This is a genomic window from Saccharomonospora iraqiensis subsp. iraqiensis (assembly GCF_000430445.1).
Classification (GTDB): Bacteria; Actinomycetota; Actinomycetes; order Mycobacteriales; family Pseudonocardiaceae; genus Saccharomonospora; species Saccharomonospora iraqiensis.
On record NZ_KE387057.1, the window covers coordinates 5552 to 18008 of the forward strand.

Consider the following 12457-nt stretch of genomic DNA (forward strand, 5'->3'; position numbering starts at 1 on the left):
CGTCGAGCAGCGGCACCAGGTCGGACAGCATCGGCTCGGCGAGTACCAGCGGCCCGACGAGGTCGCGGTAGCCGCCCGCACGATGCGTCCGGTGCGCGGGCACGGCCTCGGACAGCGGCGCCAGCCCCGGTGGGAACACCGCCGCGTCGTCACACAGACCCCGGGCGAAGGCGGGGATCGGCTCCGGTGCGCTCACTGCCCCGGCCCCCGTCCCGACCAGGTCCAGGCGTAACCGGGGTCCTCGCACGCCAGGCCGCCCTCGCCGAGTTCGAGCGGGCGGAAGGTGTCCACCATGACGGCGAGCTCGTCGACCGACTGCACGCCGATGCTGCGTTCGTACGCGCCCGGCTGCGGGCCGTGCGAGTAGCCGCCGGGGTGCACCGAGATCGAGCCCTGGTCGATCCCGGACCCCTTGCGGGCGCTGTAGTCGCCGCCGCAGTAGAACATGACCTCGTCGGAGTCCACATTGGAGTGGTAGTAGGGCACCGGGATGGCCAGCGGGTGGTAGTCCACCTTGCGCGGCACGAAGTTGCACACCACGAAGTTGTGGCCCTCGAACACCTGGTGCACGGGCGGCGGCTGGTGCACCCGGCCGGTGATGGGCTCGAAGTCGTGGATGCTGAACCGGTACGGGTACAGGCAGCCGTCCCAGCCGACGACGTCGAACGGATGCGTCGGATACACCATCCGGGTGCCCACGATCCTGCCGCCGGCGTGGTGCTTGACGTAGACCTCGACGTCGGTGCCCTCGGCCAGCAGCGGCTCGTCGGGCCCGTGCAGGTCCCGCTCGCAGTACGGCGCGTGCTCCAGCAGCTGCCCGTAGCGGGACAGGTAGCGCTTCGGTGGGGCGATGTGGCTGTTCGCCTCGATCGCGTAGGCCCGCAGCGGTTCCCCGCCGTGCGGCAGCCAGCGGTGCGTGGTGGAGGTCGGGATGATCACGTAGTCGCCCGCGCCGGCCTCCAACGCGCCGAACACGGTCTCCACCGTGGCGGCACCGGACTCGACGTAGACGACCTCGTCGCCGAGCGCGTTGCGGTAGAGCGGGGAGTCCTTGCCCGCCACGACGTAGGAGATCCGCACATCGCCGTTGCCGAGCACGAGGCGGCGTCCGGTGACGACGTCGGTGTCGGCGGCGCCGCGTGCGTCGAAGAGGTCGTGCAGTTTCAGGTGGCGCGGCTTGAGCGGGTGGTTCGGGGTGGTCGTGGTGTCCGGCGGCTCCCACACCTGCGAGTCCACGATCGCCGACGGGATCTCGCGGTGGTAGAGCAGCGACGAGTCGGAGGAGAAGCCCTCCTCGCCCATCAGCTCCTCGTAGTAGAGGCCGCCGTCGTCCGTGCGGTGCTGGGTGTGCCGTTTCGGGGGCACGTTTCCGACCCGGCGGTAGTACGCCATGACTGCCTCCTTGCTGTCGGTGGCGGGCCGAGGAAGGCCGCGGTCGCGGGGGACCTGCCCATATAGTTAAACCATTTACTACCTTCGGGTCAAGGGCGCGTCGCTCGCCCGCAGGGTCAGGTGCGACCCCGGACGTCGAAGTCCTCGCGGCCGGAGACCAGCTTGTCCAGCAGCATCACCAGGATGCGCTGTTCCTCGGCGGAGAGCACGTCGACCCAGTCGCGTTCCCGCTCGTTCTGCTCGCCGAAAACCGTCACCATCTCCTCGTGCCCGGCGTCGGTGAGCGAAAGCAGCACCGACCGTCCGTCGCGCGTGCCGGGGTCGCGCTCCAGCAACCCGTCGGCGACCAGGGTCTTGGTCAGATTGGACACCGCGGCCCGGCTCATCCCGGTCAGTTCGGCGGCCTTCTTCGGCTCCAGCGGGCCGGCCAGCCAGACGACGAACAGCAGCCGGAACCCCGACCACGACCGGCCGCGCGGCCGGTGGATCGAGGCCTCCAGGTCGTAGGTGACGATGTTGGAGGCCCGGTTCAGGGTGAGCAGCAGCTGCGTGGCGAGCTGGTGGCGGAACCCGTACTCGCGGTACAGCCTGCGGTTGGCCAGCTCGACGAACGACCAGAAGTCCAGCTCGTCGTCGGAAGGACCGCCCTGTCCGGGCTCCCCGGGTTCGTGCGCCGCCATGCTCCACACCTTAAGGGGGTCGGATAGTTAAAGCATGAACCATATCGACGTGAGGTGGCCACCGCAGCGGTTAGCGTTAACACGATTACTATAAGCGTGTTAACGCTGTCAGGTCTGGCGCGCCTCGATCACATCCACAGCCTGTGCACTGGCAGCGGCCACGACGCCTCGGATGCGGCAGCGGGCCCGTTCAGCACACCGGCTTCTCCGAACGATCTCGTCGCGGAAGCCGCACGCCACGGCGCGGGCGATCCGCAGCAGTGTGGCGGTGAGGTTCCGGTCGGCGGGTGGACGCAGCGCCCGCACCTCGGCGGTGTCCGGGTCGTCGCTGGGAAGGTTGGTAACCGAGCCAGTAGTTAATGTCGGACTACTTGATGGTGACGAGGTTCCGAAGGTGGAGTTCGAGCTTGTCTTTCGCCTTCTTCTCGAGCTGCCGGACCCGCTCCCGGGTGACACCGAGTTCGGCGCCGATCGTCTCGAGCGTGTCCGGGTCTCCCACGAAACCGTGGCGCCGCTCGAGCACGTAGCGTTCGCGGTCGGGCAGGCTCCGCATGGCAGGTTTGATGTCGTCCGGATGCAGACCGAACAGATCGGGCTCCGTGGTGGGCAGGTATCGCTCGGAGAGGTTCGTGAGTTGGGCCTCATCCAGCGATTCGACGACTGTGGTGAGGGATAACGTGTGTGGCAATTCACGGATCTCCCGAACTTTTTCCGGTGCGACGCTCGCCCGCTTCGCGACCTCCTCGGCAGCGGGTCGTTCCTCGGATTGGCAAAGGTCTGATTCGGCCTTGCGCACCTTGTTGACGACCTCGACGACGTGGACGGGAAGCCGGATCGTCCGGGTCTGGTCGGCGAGTGCACGGGTGATCGCTTGTTTGATCCACCACGACGCATAGGTAGAGAGCTTGTTTCCGGTCCGGTAGTTGAACTTCTGCACGGCTCGGATGAGCCCCAGAGTGCCTTCCTGCAGGATATCGAGCTCGTCGAGTCCCTGGTGGTAATAACGCCATGCGATGGAGGACACCAGACGCAGATTGGCCGTGATCATGCGCCGGAACGCCTTGCGGCCTTCCTGGGCTATATATTGAAGATCAGCTCTGTCAGAGGGAAACTCGGCGCATAGTTTCTCCTCTGCGTAAAGTCCGGCCTCGATAGTCTGCGCCAGTTCGATCTCCTCATTGGCAGTCAGTAGTGTGGTCTTCGATATCTGGGAGTGATGCAGCCTCGCGATATCGAGCGTGGTGGAACATTCCTCAGCATCTTCTACGAGTTGGACGCTGAATTGTATGTCCCACGGTTGCCTTTCCGGTCGTCCGCTGCCCGAAGAGTAGTCTCCGAGACCGAGGTGGGCGAGTCGGATACCGGAAGTGTCCAGCGTTTCGTCGCCGTGTAGGTCGCCGATGCCGATGTCGGCGCGGAGGTGTTCCGGCCCACCCGATTTCCGGGGCGATACCGGTGCCGGTGTGTCGGAACATGCCGACTCCGCGTTCTCGGCTGGCCCCGCCAGCTCGGCCAGTCCCGCGACCAGCGGAACCCCGGACCCGAGGAGCCGCCGCAACAGCAGCGGAATCTCTCCTTTCGGCACCGCGTATTCCTGAAGGACTTCGGAGACAGCGTAGAATGTGACACGCTGTCCTCCGGCTCCCCGGAGCAGTGCGCTGAACGCCAGCTCCAGCGGCGATTGGCGCAGGGTGGAGCCACCGGTGTGATCGGTTTGTGTAGCGTTGTCGGCTGAGCTCATGGTCGGCGGCTGCGGTGTCATGGCCTCGGTACCAGGTCTTCGAGCAACTCCATGGCGGCATGGCGGGACAGTTCCTCGTGGTAGCGGTCATTGGAGAACCCACGCAGACAGCCGTAGCAGCTCGTTTCCTCGCCGCACTCACACCCGGCGACCCGTGCCATCGCGGCGGGCACCACCGTGTCCAAGGCGTCGGCGATGCGTAGCGCGTTGCCCGCGCCGCCGGGGGTGGTGTCGAAGAGCACCAGCGACGGCCTGCCATCCGAGCCTCGGTGCACGGTGCCGTCGATGTCGTCGCGGCTGATCTCCAACGCGGTCGAAGCTCCTTCCAGCAACGCGTATACCGCGGACCGGTAATTCGCGGCCGGGGCAAGAGCGGCCAGGCCGTCGATCCGTACCTCCACGAAGTCGGTTTCGTAACGATGCGCCAGAGATTGCCGGACCAGCGTGCCCTTGCATGTTTGCCGGTTCAGCAGATGTTGGTGTTCACGAGGGATTTTTTTATTTGCGGGCGTTCCCCAGCCGCAGGTCTGACAGAGGTAGAAGCCCCGTCGCTGTGGGCCCTCGTTGATGACCACGAACAAGCCACGGGCACCGGCTCGCCACCGTAAAATCCCACCTGTCGGGAAGTGGGTGAGGCCCTGCCGGAGATCGGCCTGGGTGTCGACGAGGTACTTCGCGATCGACCCTGCCCGACGTGGTGGTTCGGCGGCACCTTGTGCGTCACTGGAGCAGGCGACGAAGCCGTAGGTGGGTTCGGCGTATTGGAGCGCGGCCCGCCTGGCCCCCCTCTTGCATGAGGGGCATTCGACGTCCGGAGTGTCGACATCTTCGCGATAGTGACCGCACTTTTCGCAGGTGACGTAGTATCGCGTGACCAATCCGCGTCCGGGTAGTCGGTAAACCCCACCGGAAGTCCAGCGCTTCCCGCCCGCGACCACTTGAGACCCGGGAGCGTACTCACTGATCGCCATACTGAGGTCACGGGTCAGCTCCAGCTGTGCTCCTTCGTTACTCACGGTGCTGGTCCGGAGCTCCACCGTATCGACAGGGAATCCGTACTTGGGAAGCACGTTGTGGTTGGCCAGGAAATTGATGAGGGGTTGCTTCCGCAAGGTTGCCAGTACTCTCTTGCACTGACCGGCGAGCGCGAAGTTTTCTTCGCGCGTGGCCTCGGCCTTGCGTGCCTCGAACGCTGTGACGTCGTGTTCCAACTGCGCGCGGGCTTTCTCGAGCAGGTTCACCAGTTCGTCCACCCAGCCGTCGTTCTCGACTTCCATCGCTTTGGCGACAGCAGGGGGAAGGACGGCATCCAGGCTGGCCTGCACGTCGTCGGGTACGGGCGCGAGGAACGAGCGGACCAACTCGCATGGGAGGACATAATCGGACGGTGCCGGGTCCGGGCGGAGAAAGAAGTCCCCCGCCGTCGTCCATGTCTGGTGGCGTTCGGCCTTCATCGTGCGAAAGAATGCGGCCAATGCCACCGAGTGTGCGTGCCGCCGGTCAATCCGGACGTTCTCCAGTGGAACGACCGGGGGCCGTGTCTCACCGGAGATCATGGTCGCTGGGTCGGCGAACCGGGAGAGGTCATGGGAGCGGCGTTGCGCGAATGTCAGGACCAACGCGGCCGCATCGGAGCGACGTCCGGCACGCCCGGCGCGTTGGACGTAGTTCGCCGTCGTCGGGGGCATGTTGCGCAGCACCACGGCCTGCAGCTCGCCGACATCGACACCGAGTTCGAACGTTGTGGAACACGACAGTGCGTTGACTTCGCCCCGTACGAATTCCCCTTGGATTTCGGCAGCCTTCTCACTCGTCCACTGGGCGGTGTGCTCGCGCACCTTCATCGGCACAGGGAGCGAGTCGAGGTAGAGAAGCCGGTAATGATTGCCCTCGTCACTGAGTACGGGGCGGTGCCACGATCGCAGCTCTCCGTCACAGCGGTAGGTCGGGCAGACGCCCCGCACCGACACGGCGGTGATACGACGACACCGATCGCACCGGAACAGTGCTTCCCCTTCGGCGACCGGACGCAGCCGTACCTTGCGGTGGTTGATCTGCCGAACGATGCCGTGTTTGGAGACGGCCTGGGAGGACAGCCAGCTGTGTGGCCCGTCGCCGGGCTGGGTCGGGTCGAGCTCGTTCCACAGCTTATCGAGAACCTCCCTGGTGTCGACCCGAGCGTCGAGCTGCTGGAGTATTCGCTTCACGTAGTCGGTACGGGTGTTACTCGCGGCGTCCGGGAGCCAGCTCAGCACCTTCTTCTTCTTTTCGGACCCGGAACCACGCATGTAGATGGGTCCACGGCGAGGCCGGAAGGCGTCGTGCGACGCCTCGACGTCCTCGGGCATGTCGAGTGCCCCTTGCCTGCGCAGCGTCCGGACGAGTTCCTGCAGCAGGTCCCAGCACTCCTGCGGCTCGAGACCGAACCCGGTCAAGCTTTGAGGCGGTGCCCAGTGCGCCTTGCGAGCCAGTTCCATCCGTAAGAGACCGGTTCCTTCGAGTGACTGACGCTCGTCGAAGCTGATGACCTCCTGCATCACCCACCGCGACACCTCGCGGGTGCGAGCTCTCCCGGACGTGTCCTCATCGAAGACCCGCGCGCGCTTCGCGATCTTTGCCGTACTGTCGATGAGGTCCTCGATCGTGGCGGGCTCACCGTCCTCCGCATCGGCGTGTCGATGCAGACCCTGCAGGATCAGACGACGGCGCGTCAGCCGGCCGTGGGTCTCTTGAAGGTACGGGGCAAAGTAGGCGGCCATCTGCCTGCTGTCGCTGAAGAACAGCAGCTTGCGTCCCTGGCCCGGAAGGTCCACGGAATCTCCCTGGCCGGGAGGTAGCGTCTGGTAGAGCGATGTGCCGAGGACCGAGACGGCGGCCTCATTGCCGCTCTCGAACAGCCGTACCGTACCGGGGCCGACGGCTCCGCACAGCACACACGAGTTCAACGTGTCTGTGCTGGGGTCGAGTTGTTGTACGGCGCGGAACTCGGTGCCGGAACAGTCCTCGTGGGCACAGTGTGCCGGCGCCTGCTCATGCAGAGCCCCACAGGTGGTGCACAGGTATCGACGGCTGATCCCTGCCGCTTTTTCATCGGAGAACAGGGCGTCGTCCTCATCTTCGGCGACCACGCCGTCGAAGTGCGCGTCCTCCAGCAGCAGCCATGCGTGCCGACGGTCGATCCCCGACCGGTACGGTACGTGGCGGACGACGGTGCCGGAGGTGTCAAATGCGCCGTGTAGGTGCACGGTGCCGCAGCGGCGGCACCCACCGAGTTCGAATACCACACGGGAACATCGCTGGCATTTCTCATGCCTGCTCAAACTCAGGTGTGGCCCGTCGCTGCCCAGACAGCTGAACGCCCCTTCACTGGCTCGGGCGAACAGATGGTACCGGCTCGACAGCACCGGCGAGTCGTCGGCACCGCGGACCCGATTGGCGAGCGTGACCAGGTTTGTCAGAGCTTCTCGTGCCGTGGTGTCGTCGACCGGATCCTCCCCGAACAGCGCGGTGATGAGGTCGGTCAGTGCGCGTGGTCCGTTCGTGAGCAGATTGTGCAGGGTTCGCAGGCGTTCCTCGGCACGCAGAACGGTAGCCGCGTCCGCCGGCGTCTCGGTCTCCCCGCGGGTGGTCCAGCCGTGCGCCCGTGCCGCCTCCAACACGCTGGCGGCTGGGTCACTGCTCTCGGCCAGTTCGGCGTACCGGGAAGCGGGCAGCGGTCCCCACGTCGTCTCGACCGGATGGGTCTGTACCGTCGCGCTGACAACATCCTGCGCGGCGGTGTCGGAGGTCTTCCACTCGAAGGGAAGGTTGAACAGGGAGCTCGCGAATTGGGTGACCGCTTCGGGATCCCGGTCCGAGCCGACGGTCGCGCTGGTCGCGATGGCCCGGATGCTGTTCTCGTTCCCGACACGGTCAATGAGCCTGCGCAACAGCATCGCCAGCTCCGCGCCTTTGGCACCGTCGTAGACGTGCGCCTCGTCCAGAATGATGTGGCTCCACGTCCCGGCGTGCGGGCCGTCGAACAGATCCATGTCCTGCGGTCGCAGCAGCAGGTATTCCAGCATGGCGTAATTGGTCAGCAGCAGGTGAGGCGGCTCGCGCCGCATCTCCCGTCTGCTGAGCAGTTCGTTGTCAAGGCGTGGTTCACCCGGGTTGAGTTGGTGGAACTTCTCCTCGGCCCGGTCCGGGGTCTCCTCCGTCTCGCCGGTGTAACGACCGAATGTGATATCGCTGATGTCGGCGAGTATTCGCCGCAGCCGCTTCAGCTGATCGTTGGCCAGTGCGTTCATCGGATACAGCAGCAGCGCCCGAACCCCCGGGCCGAGCCTGCCGTTCGCCCGCTCCCTGGCGAGGTGCTCCAGCACGGGAACAAGGAAGCTCTCCGTCTTGCCCGACCCGGTTCCCGTGGCCACGACAATGTTGCGTCCCGCCACCGCTTTGCGAATCGCCTGTTCCTGGTGCCGGTAGAGCGGCCGGTCCGCGGGGAGAGCCGGACTCGCGAACGACAACAGTTGGCGGCTGAGGACACCTTCCTGCACGAGGTCGGCCAGGCTGGCTCCGGGGGCGTAGGCCGGAGTGGCCTCGAGCAGAGGCCCTTTGATGAGTGTCGGACTGTTGTCGATCGCGCGCTCCAGGGCGTCGGCCAATGCCGGGTCGCGTAGGGAAAGCAGCGAGCGGAGATAGCGTCGGTAGCCTTCGTCGAGCTGGGTACTTGCGGCAAGCGGGTCGAAGGTCATCGTGCGTTTCTCTTCCAGAGAGGATTCGGCAGGACGTGGATCAGACAGTCCGTGCGGTGTGGGCGGAGACGAGAACTTCCGCGTAAGTGAGATCCGCGGTGGTGAGGTCGGGGTTGGCGAGGGCGACCTCCGTCCAGCTACACCGCATCTGACGGTCCACCAGCGCTGCGGCACGGTCTCCCTGCGCGGCGAGCCGGGCCACGAGTGCCAGGGCGACCGAGAGCGCCGGCACGACGTAGCCATCGCCCCGGGAACGGCGAGCATCGACCAACTCGACCACCCACTCTCGGCCGGATACCGACGCGAACTCCCGTACCTGGTCGAGTTCGTCGGCCAGCGCGTTACTGTCCAGGGATCGGAGCGCGGTGGTATGATCGATGTCCGTCGTGTCAGGGGTGTTGACGAATACGGACGATCCCGAGACGTCCGGTGGCCGCCGTCCAGACAGGGTCTCGAGTGTGGCGGGAGTGCACCGTCGGGACACAACGTCGAGCAGTTCCTGCTCGTCCCGGGTGAGTTCCTGAAGATCCCACAGCGGATTGTCGGCGAGATACGGCAGTAGCGGACTGCTCAACAGCAATGCTGCCAATGGCGCGTGCTCCCACAGCGGGACGACATCACGCGGTGTCTTGACCTCCCGGAATGGGTGCGCTGCCAGACCGGAACGGATCAACGTGCCGACCAGTTCGTCCGCACACAGGCCCGCTTTCCCTGCGGCGTGCAGAGAGCGCAGTGGTGTATGGCCGAGGTGTGTCGCGCACTCCTGGGCGGTGGCACGGTGCAGGGGACTTCCGGGTGAGCGATCGGCGCGTGCGGCACAGACCCACAGCAACGGGAGCGCCTCAGGTTCGGTCGGTAGGGAATCCTCTCCCGCCAGGTAGCGGGCGATGTGCTGCGCGGACGGCTCCTCAAGGGTGGGAACACCAGTGACGGTGCCGACCCGACGGGCGATTCCCGTGGTGGGGAGCTTCCCCCGGTACGGCCATCCGTCCGGAGGGGCGACTCCGACCGGTAGGACGGTGACATCCAGCGACCCGGCATGGTTCAGCCACGGAGACAACACGACGCTGTCCTCGTCCTCGGAAACAGATGTTACCTGCGGCGGCTCCCATGGCGCGTAAACGGCGTGGACGGTGACTACTGCGGGATCCTGGGAGCGGCCGAGCAGGTGCAGCGAGGTGCCGTCGGTCTCAATGTCGGTAGCCGGCGGTGGGGTGATCACCGTGGCGATCCGTGCCGGTTTTCCCGGCAGGTCCAGCCACAGCGTCAGGGAATCACGGGTGCGTGCATCGTCGAGTAGTCGCTTCAACCGGTACCGGATGGTTTGTTTGGTTCGGGTTCCCCACAGTTCCTGGACGAGGGCCCCGTGGTCGTCCCGTACGGTGATGCTGGGCGTCGGGAACTCTTCCCGGACCGCATCCGGTAGATGAAGGTCAAGTTCGGCGTCCGCATGCAGGTCAGCGGTGGAGAGCGATACCGGGTTGATCGCCCATTCGCCGGATTCGCCGCTGATCCGCGTGCGCACTGCGGCGTAGGGCAGGCTGACCACGAGTGGCAGTTCCGCATCTTCGCCCTCGACGGTCCGCACAGTAATCTCGGTATGCGTCCACGCACGTGGTAGATGCACCGCCGGAGGTGCGTCGAGTTCGCGGGGAGTGCTCAGCCGGATGTTCGCACCGACCAGCGTTCCGTCCTCAGCGAACAGACGGACTCGGCGATTGGAGTCGATCGCCACCGACAGCCCTTCGGCGAGGGTGAACGCTTCGGTGACAACCGTGCCGTCGGAGCCGGTCAGCCGGACACGGAAACGCCCGAGTCCCGGCCTCGGAAGGAGGTCCGCCAACACCCCAGAGACGTCGTGGGCGGAGTCGGCCACGGCTGACATCGGCGGCTCACCTTCGCAACAGACGTCAACAGTCCAGCCTTTCCGCTCGCTGTCGACCATGACCTCCGGCAGGTCCCCGTACACGGGGTTGCCGTCGCGGTCGGTCAACCCGCGCAGCGGTGTGCCGAACTCGAAGGTCACCGCAGGTGCTGTCTCGTGGACGTGTCGCCAGTCGCCGATCTGCCCCGGTTCCTCCAGACGGACGGAACGGATCGCGGTGGTCCGGTCGAGCGCTACCCTGGCCAACCACCACCCTTGCCAACCTGGCGGGGATGGTGCCTGTTCCAAGACACGCCGTTCACCGAGGAAGGCTTCCTCCGGCAGTGGCTCCGGGTGCAGCAACCACAGCTCGTCGTGCTCGAGTCGGTTCCCGGGCAGCAGTGTGCCGTCGGGGGCGAAGACCAGTAGCGGATCGTCCCAGGGAACGACCGGTAGCTGATAGGTGTGTCCGGTTAAGGTGCGACACTCGATCGAAGCGGTGGGCGCCGTGATGACCTGTGTCCCGTGGGTCTCGCCGCGCACATCGCCGTTGAACAGCCACACCGTCGTAATCTCTTCCGCTTCGCGGACCGTGACCACGCTCCGCTCGACATCGAGAGCCAGGGCGGGTGGTGTGGCATCACGGTCACGGTCGGTGATTCCCGAGACCGAGAGCAAAAGGGGGAGTCCCGCGATCTCGTGCGGGATCGAGCCTGCCACATCGGTTAGCCGGCCCACGTTCCCGAGCTCGTTGACGAGGTGGGACCAGCATTCCGTCCACCCGCGAAGCCATGTCTTCGCGCTCGGTGGACTTGTTTTCGTATTAGCGGACCGGTTCGTGATGAATTTTCGGAGCTCGGTGAGCAGTGTTTCCGCCACGACGTGTGCGGCGGCGAATTCGGTGAGGGCGACCAGCGTGCAGATCGGCCATCGCCGGAATACGGTGAGTGGGTCGGAACGTGGTGCCTCGGTGCACCGCAGCTGGTCGTAGGCACGTAGTGCGCGCAGGACCAGCGCTCGGCGATGGGGCGAGTCGATCGCGTCATCGCAGCGCAGTGCCGCTACTGGATCCCGTTTCCATCGCTGTTCGCTGTCTTCGAGCAGTTCGAAGGCCCCGACGGTCCGGACCGGTGGGGGCGCTGGTGCGAGTGCGCGCCGCGCGCCTCGGTGCTCCTCAGAGGCTGTCGTGAGCATGGTTTCCATTCCTTCGCATGACATGTTCTTTCTATGTCAGAAGGATGGGAGTATGGGGAGCCGAGACATGATCGTTGTCAGATCGTCGATGAGTCACGACAGGGTTGCCGTCCCCGATTTCCACCGGAGATGGGCAATGACGTCCAACAAGGTGATCAGGAGGTTCCAGCGTGTTGTCGTCTCTGATCCGGAAGACAGCCGGTCACCGCACCGGTTCGTAGCCGGTGATGGCGGCGACCTTCTCCGCCGAGGGGGAGGCCGCGTCGAAGCGGTGGCCGAGCCACTCCGAGACGAGTTTCCGGGCCAGTTCCAACCCGATCACCCGTTCGCCCACGCACAGCACCTGGGCGTCGTTGCTCAGCACCGAACGCTGCACCGAGTAGCTGTCGTGGGCGGTGACCGCGCGAATGCCGGGCACCTTGTTCGCGCTGATCGCCACGCCCAGGCCCGTGCCGCACACCAGCAGGGCCCGGTCGGCCTCGCCGTCGGCGACCCTGCGGGCGGCGGTGACCGCCACGTGCGGGTAGGCCGTGTGTTCGTCGGCCCCCACTCCGACGTCGACCACGTGCGCCACCCGGGGGTCCGCCGCCAGGTCCTGTTTCAGGGCGTCCTTGTAGGACAGTCCCGCGTCGTCGGAGCCGACCACGATCCGCAGCGGTGTCTGCTCGCTCACTGGCTTGCCTCCTTCGTTCCGGCGAGGATTTTTCCGACCCGGTCGAGGACGAGGCCCAGGGACGTCGCTCCCGGGTCGGGGGTTCCGAGGCTGCGTTCGGCCAGCGGCCGGGCCCGTCCCGTCCGGGGGGTGAGCTCGGCCGTGGCCTCGGCCGCCTCCCGCGCGGCGCGGGCGGAG

The 12457-nt window shown here is 65.9% G+C and carries 7 protein-coding genes and 1 pseudogene; all 8 read right to left on the reverse strand.

Features of this window, described 5'->3' with window-relative positions:
- Positions 1-196 (reverse strand): annotated as a pseudogene (locus ACTIR_RS26265) (hypothetical protein); the annotation flags it as partial.
- The gene (locus ACTIR_RS0104580; RefSeq protein ID WP_026453389.1) at positions 193-1392 is read right to left on the reverse strand and encodes a homogentisate 1,2-dioxygenase; all 1200 of its coding nucleotides are present in this window, start codon (positions 1390-1392) and stop codon (positions 193-195) included. The pseudogene ACTIR_RS26265 and the gene ACTIR_RS0104580, both read right to left, overlap by 4 nt.
- Positions 1393-1508: 116 nt before the next feature.
- Positions 1509-2072, reverse strand: coding sequence for a MarR family winged helix-turn-helix transcriptional regulator (locus ACTIR_RS0104585; RefSeq protein ID WP_026453390.1), 564 nt, complete (start codon positions 2070-2072; stop codon positions 1509-1511).
- 367 nt (positions 2073-2439) lie between these two features.
- Positions 2440-3834, reverse strand: a complete 1395-nt coding sequence (locus tag ACTIR_RS25200) for a sigma-70 family RNA polymerase sigma factor (RefSeq protein WP_084789317.1) — start codon at positions 3832-3834, stop codon at positions 2440-2442.
- Positions 3831-8549, reverse strand: a complete 4719-nt coding sequence (locus tag ACTIR_RS0104595; RefSeq protein WP_026453391.1) for a DEAD/DEAH box helicase — start codon at positions 8547-8549, stop codon at positions 3831-3833. Before ACTIR_RS0104595 ends, ACTIR_RS25200 begins: the two co-directional genes overlap by 4 nt.
- A 40-nt stretch (positions 8550-8589) precedes the next feature.
- Entirely contained in the window at positions 8590-11607 is a 3018-nt protein-coding gene (locus ACTIR_RS0104600; RefSeq protein ID WP_154663663.1) for a hypothetical protein, read from the reverse strand.
- A gap of 202 nt (positions 11608-11809) precedes the next feature.
- Positions 11810-12280, reverse strand: a complete 471-nt coding sequence (locus tag ACTIR_RS0104605) for a ribose-5-phosphate isomerase (RefSeq protein WP_026453393.1) — start codon at positions 12278-12280, stop codon at positions 11810-11812.
- Positions 12277-12457, reverse strand: a 181-nt coding sequence (locus ACTIR_RS25205; RefSeq protein WP_154663665.1) for a DAK2 domain-containing protein, incomplete at its 5' end; no start/stop codon positions are given. The genes ACTIR_RS0104605 and ACTIR_RS25205, both read right to left, overlap by 4 nt.